The organism is Protofrankia sp. CiP1_Cm_nod3, from assembly GCF_982290655.1.
Genome location: NZ_CEVIVD010000085.1, coordinates 1 through 2,696, shown reverse-complemented (window position 1 = coordinate 2,696; position 2,696 = coordinate 1). Strand labels below are relative to the sequence as shown.

2 protein-coding genes are annotated in these 2,696 nt (G+C 72.1%); one reads left to right on the top strand and one right to left on the bottom strand.

Going from position 1 to position 2,696, the window contains the following annotated elements; genetic code table 11:
• Positions 1–1,562 (bottom strand): hemolysin family protein (locus tag AC5LUJ_RS16030; RefSeq protein WP_493465213.1); only part of this gene is annotated, 1,562 nt, incomplete at its 3' end.
• A gap of 364 nt (positions 1,563–1,926) precedes the next feature.
• Between AC5LUJ_RS16030 and AC5LUJ_RS16025 the strand changes: the two genes are divergently transcribed.
• Positions 1,927–2,696: ParA family protein (locus AC5LUJ_RS16025; protein WP_493465212.1), on the top strand; the 770-nt coding region annotated here is incomplete at its 3' end.

Sequence of the window (2,696 nt, the reverse complement as noted above, 5' to 3'; positions counted from 1 at the left end):
CCGGGCGGGCGGCCCGTCAGCCGGACACGGCTGACGCGATGATGGTCCATCTCCTCGACGGTGAGCAGATGTCCTTCGACATCGACCTGGTCACCCGGCTGCGGGATGCGCCCGAGCCGGTGCAGGACGATGCCGGCGACGGTCTCGTACGGGCCGTCGGGCAGCCGGACACCGGTCAGGTCGGCGACCTCGTCCGGGCGGAGCAGGCCGGACAGCGACCAGCTCCCGTCCGGCCCGGCGGTGGCGTCGGGCCTCTCCGGCTGGTCGTACTCGTCCAGGACGTGGCCGACGAGCTCCTCGACGAGGTCCTCCAGGGTGACCACGCCGGCGGTGCCGCCGTACTCGTCGATGACCACGGCGATCTGAAGGCTGTGCCCGCGCAGGGTGGTGAGCAGATCGTCGCAGCTCAGCGATGCCGGCACCACCACCGGAGCGACCATGAGCCGGCTGACCGGTGTGCTGCCGCGCTCGGCCGGCGGCACACCGAAGGCGTCCTTGACGTGGACGACCCCGACGACGTCGTCGACGTCCCCGGGGACAGCCGGGACGCTTCCCGGGCCCGGCGGCTCGGCCGCGTGCCCTCCTCCTCCGGAGCCGGCGGCGCCTCGGCGGCTGGTGACGCCTGCGTGGCCGGTGACGCCTGCGTGGCCGGCGGTGGCGCGAGCGGAGCCCGGGTCCCTACCGGTACCCGAATCCCGCTGGGAGGCGGTGTCAGAGGTGCCACTGGTGCCACTGGTGTCAGGGGTGCCATCGGTGTCGGAGGCGCCGGCGCCAGGCGCGGCGGTGCCGGTGGGGCGCAGGACGGGGAAGCGGGAGTGGCCTGATTCCCCGGTGACCCGGAGCAGTTCCGTGACGCTGTCGTCGGCGTGCAGCGCGACCACCCGTATCCGCGGTGTCATGACGTCCTGGGCGGTGCGCTCGCGTAGCCGCAGGGATCTGCCCAGCAGGCTCGCGGTGTTGCCGGGCAGCGTGCCGTGCTCGGCCGACGAGCGCACCAGCCAGCCGAGCTCGGACGGCGACCTGGCCGATTGCAGCTGGCTTCGCGGCTCGATCCCCAGCGCGCGCAGCAGCCGGTTGGCGGACCCGTCGAGAAGCGTGATGACCGGCCGGCAGACGCTGGAGAAGAGCATCTGCGGCCCGGCGGCCCACTGGGCCGCGGCTACCGGCGCCGCGACCGCGATGTTCTTCGGGAAGAGCTCGCCGAAGACCATCTGGGCGACTGTCGCGATCAGCAGGGCGGCGGTCACCGCGACGGCATGGCCGACGCCGGCCGGCAGGCCGGTCGCGTCGATCGCGGGCAGCAGCAGGGAGGCGATCGCCGGCTCGGCGAGGTAGCCGAGCACCAGCGACGTCAGGGTGATGCCCAGCTGCGCGCCGGAAAGCTGGAACGACAGCGACCGGACGGCCCGCAGCACCCGGGCCGCGCGGTGGGAGCCGTCCCGCGCCGCCTGCTCGAGCCGGCTGTGGTCGACCGCCACAAAAGCGAATTCGGCGGTCACGAACAGCCCGTTGGCGGCGATGAGGGCGACGGCCAGCACCAGGCCGAGAATGTCACCGATCATTGCTGTGGCGGGGGCCGGCGCAGGCCACCGCGGTGCTCGGGCGATCGGGATCCCGCCGCGGGCTGCACTGTCGGGGCCGCCCGAGGCTCCCGCCCGGACGGTACTGGCGCGCCGCGTGCCATCCCCTCATCCTCACAGACCCCTCATCCTCACAGACCTCCGCCGTGCCGCCCAGAGGTTTCCCGGCCGGGGCCCGACGCCCGGCCGGGTGCGCCGGCAGGGACGTCCGGTGATGATCCGTACCGGATGAGTGTGCGTTCTTTTGTGATTTGTCCGAAATGGAGATCGAGTTTTTCAGGTGTCGGTGATGTTGTTGTGGCGTGGGGTGTTGTGGTTTTGCGCCGACGCTTGGAGACTGATCTGCATGGCTCGCGTCTTCGCCGTCGCAAACCAGAAGGGTGGCGTCGCCAAGACGACGTCCGTGACGAGCCTCGGCGCCGCGCTGAGCGAACTGGGATGCCGGGTCCTGCTCGTCGACCTCGATCCGCAGGCATGCCTGACGTTCTCCCTGGGCCTGGATCCGGACGTCATCGAGCTGTCCGTGCACGACGTGCTGCTGGGCCGGCTCAGCCCCGGCCTCGTGGTGCGACGGACCGAGGACGGCCCGGATCTGCTGCCGGCGACCATCGAGCTGGCCGGCTGCGAAGCCGTGCTGCTGTCCCGTACCGGCCGTGAGCACGCGCTGCGGCTCGCGCTCGCCGAGATCAGCGACAGCTACGACTTCATCCTGATCGACTGCCCCCCCTCGCTCGGGATCCTGACGATCAACGGGCTGACGGCGGCGAATGAGGTGATCATCCCGTTGCAGTGCGAGACCCTGTCGCACCGCGGTGTCGGGCAGCTGCTCGACACCGTCCACGACGTGCGGCGTCTGACCAATGCCGAGCTGCGGGTCCGCGGAGTGCTGCCGACCCTCTTCGAGGCCCGGACCACGCACGGCCGTGCCGTCCTGGCGGACGTCGCCGCCCGGTACGCGGTGGCGGTGCTCCAGCCACCCATCGCGCGGTCGGTCCGGTTCGCCGAGGCGCCGGTCTCCGGACGCTCGATCCTCACGACGGCGAAGCGTTCCAGAGGGGCGGAGGCATACCGGGCGCATGCCCGGGCGCTGCTGGCGGGCTCCGTCCCCGCGCCCGG